The organism is Streptococcus parasanguinis (assembly GCF_001578955.1).
In the GTDB taxonomy this organism is placed as follows: Bacteria; Bacillota; Bacilli; order Lactobacillales; family Streptococcaceae; genus Streptococcus; species Streptococcus parasanguinis_U.
Window position 1 is genome coordinate 383,536 of sequence record NZ_KQ969689.1, and the last position, 2,964, is coordinate 386,499.

Genomic DNA, 2,964 nt, shown 5'->3' on the forward strand with positions numbered 1-2,964 from the left:
AAATCGTCCGCCACGAGCTCTGCCATTACCATCTTTACGATCAAGGTAAAGGCTATCGACACAAAGATCTAGCCTTTAAGCAACTCCTCCAGCAAGTGGACGGTCTTCGTTTCACACCTCCTCTACCAGATAGAACTAGGCGAGTCAAGCGGATCTATCTCTATCAATGTCCCCGTTGTGGCCAAGAGTATAGACGAAAGCGAAAAATCGATCTGAAGAAATATGCTTGTGGTCGCTGTCGCAGTCGCCTGCAATTCCTTGAAATGAGACAAGAGTAAGAATCGGTCTTTAGGCGGATCTCTTTCCAGTTCGACTCTGCTAAAATAGGTCTAACTAGAAAGAGGAAAATCAAATGACAGCATCATTTTACAAATTAAAACGACATCGCCTGGTTTCAGGTGTGCTAGCTGGCTTAGCCGATAAATTTGGTCTTAGCGTAACTCTCCTACGCTTCTTGTTTATTCTTTTTACGGTTTCTCATGCCTTTATCGGTGTGATTATCTATTTACTGTTAGATACGACCTTGCCTTATAAGGACGAGGAGGAGCAGGAAATGTTTGACTATGGCCCTCGACCTCGTCGAAGAAAAGAGGCTGAACCCATCCATGATCAGAATGATAGTCCATTTTTCTAAAAGGAGATCCGAGTGAAGCAGAAGTTCTATTACCTTGCTTTTATTCTATATCTCTTCTTCAGTTTTATAGGACAGTTTTTCATTTTAAATCGTGTTTTTGATGAAGGAGTTGGAACAGTTTTGATCGGATGCTCCTTTTTCCACTGGGCATTTGGAATAGTCTCTTCTACTTCTTGTTTCTGCCAACAGAAAGGGCAAGAGACCCACAAATTTATTGGTTTTCGAATTTATTTCTGCCGGTTTTGTATCTGGTTTTCTCCTTGTTGGGGGGAGGACCTGCCACCTTTATGCTTGGCTTGATCGCATTTCCTTCAAATGCGGTGGTCTATGCGGTCTCTACTGGAAGTAAATCCATGATCAAAGATTTCTTGCAAGGCCAAGGCTAAAGCATTCTTCATATGTTACCATCATTTCCTAGAGGTTGGAGACCTTTGTCTTGACCTCTTTTTGCTTGCCTTAAAAAGGAGGTGAAAATGGATCTTTCGAATGATACTTCAGTCTCTCGTATGAAGAGAAAATCTGCTATAATAGAAAGAGAATTTGAAAAGGGAGAATGATATGGCAGTTACTGTTCGCGATATACAGGAAAAGCTTCGTCTATCGGTTGTTTATGGGGATGATAGCCTCTTAAGTAAGGAAATTACGACTGCGGACATTTCACGTCCAGGTCTTGAAATGACGGGCTATTTCGACTATTACACACCTGAGCGGATTCAGCTTGTAGGAATGAAAGAATGGTCCTACCTGGTAAAGATGAGCCCTCACAACCGTCACCAGGTCCTGCGCAAGATGTTCCAGCCAGAGACACCTGTCATCATTGTCGCGCGGAATTTAGAAATTCCAGAAGAAATGTTGCGTGCTGCTGAAGAGAAGCAACTAGCTATTTTGAAAAGTAATGTTGCGACGAGTCGTTTATCTGGAGAGCTTTCTAGCTATTTGGATAGTCGGCTAGCAGAACGTACGAGTGTACACGGTGTCTTGATGGATATTTATGGGATGGGTGTCTTGATCCAAGGAGATAGCGGAATCGGAAAAAGCGAGACAGGTCTGGAACTTGTCAAACGGGGTCACCGTCTCGTAGCAGATGACCGAGTCGATATCTATGCGAGAGATGAGATGACTCTTTGGGGAGAGCCAGCTGAAATCTTACGCCACTTACTAGAGATCCGTGGTGTCGGGATTATTGATGTCATGAGTCTCTACGGCGCGAGTGCTGTGAAGGATTCTTCACAAGTCCAAATCGCCGTTTACTTGGAAAATTATGCTAAGGATCAGGTTTATGATCGTCTTGGTAATAATGCAGAAGAGTTAGAAATCGGAGGCGTGACTATTCCTCGTATACGCATCCCTGTGAAGACTGGTCGGAACATTTCGGTCGTGATCGAAGCAGCAGCGATGAATGTTCGGGCTAAAGAAATGGGCTATGATGCTACCAAAACTTTTGAAGAACGTCTGTCCCAGTTGATTAGTCAAAATGAGGTGAAGGAATGAATCCAGTAGCCCTTCAATTAGGTCCGATCAGTATTCGTTGGTACGCGATTTGTATTGTCTCTGGTTTGATTCTAGCTGTGTATCTTTCCATGAAAGAAGCTCCCCGTAAGCAAATTAATCCAGATGATATCATTGATTTCATTTTGATCGCCTTTCCGCTTGCGATTGTGGGGGCCAGACTCTATTACGTTATTTTCGAATGGGGCTACTATAGCCAGCACCTTGGTGAGATTTTTGCTATCTGGAACGGAGGAATCGCGATTTATGGTGGCCTCTTGACAGGTGCATTGGTCTTGTATCTATTCTCTCGCAGACGCTTGATTGAGCCAATTGATTTTTTGGATATTGCGGCCCCAAGCGTCATGGTTGCACAGAGTATTGGTCGCTGGGGAAACTTCTTTAACCAGGAAGCTTATGGAGCTGCTGTTAAGAGCCTCAACTACTTGCCCTCTTTTATTCGAGACCAAATGTATATAGATGGTAGTTACCGTCAGCCAACGTTCTTATATGAATCCAGTTGGAATCTGCTAGGATTTCTCTTGATCTTGATTCTTCGTAGGAAGCCCCAATTTTTGCGACAAGGTGAGATCACAGCCTTTTACCTTATCTGGTATGGTTTTGGTCGGATGATCATCGAAGGAATGAGGACGGATAGCTTGATGTTTGCTGGCTTACGTGTTTCCCAGTGGTTGTCGATGATCCTGATTCTAGTTGGACTTGCCGTCATCCTTTACCAACGTCGCAAAAAAGCCTCTTATTATGTAGAAACAAAGGAGTAACATATGTTTATTGAAATTGCCTACGGTCTCTTAGGACTTGCCTTAGTAGCGCTTGTCATT

General features: G+C 43.5%; 4 protein-coding genes. All 4 read left to right on the top strand.

Annotated features, from left to right (window positions below):
- A partial coding sequence (locus SPADD19_RS11385) for a SprT family protein (protein ID WP_241496399.1) occupies positions 1–278 on the top strand: 278 nt, incomplete at its 5' end.
- 74 nt (positions 279–352) lie between these two features.
- Positions 353–634: a PspC domain-containing protein gene (locus tag SPADD19_RS01795; RefSeq protein WP_013903896.1), complete on the top strand. Its 282-nt coding sequence runs from the start codon at positions 353–355 to the stop codon at positions 632–634.
- Between the two features lie 558 nt (positions 635–1,192).
- Entirely contained in the window at positions 1,193–2,125 is a 933-nt protein-coding gene (gene hprK / locus SPADD19_RS01810) for an HPr(Ser) kinase/phosphatase (protein WP_041826395.1), read from the top strand.
- Complete coding sequence (lgt, locus tag SPADD19_RS01815) at positions 2,122–2,904, top strand: prolipoprotein diacylglyceryl transferase (RefSeq protein ID WP_014713642.1); 783 nt, start codon at positions 2,122–2,124, stop codon at positions 2,902–2,904. The genes hprK and lgt overlap by 4 nt, the downstream gene beginning before the upstream one ends.
- Positions 2,905–2,964 lie beyond the last annotated feature (60 nt).

Coding starts and splice junctions, on each gene's coding strand:
- lgt (WP_014713642.1), top strand. CDS start 2,122: ATGAATCCAGTAGCCCTTCAATTAGGTCCGATCAGTATTCGTTGGTAC.
- hprK (WP_041826395.1), top strand. CDS start 1,193: ATGGCAGTTACTGTTCGCGATATACAGGAAAAGCTTCGTCTATCGGTT.
- SPADD19_RS01795 (WP_013903896.1), top strand. CDS start 353: ATGACAGCATCATTTTACAAATTAAAACGACATCGCCTGGTTTCAGGT.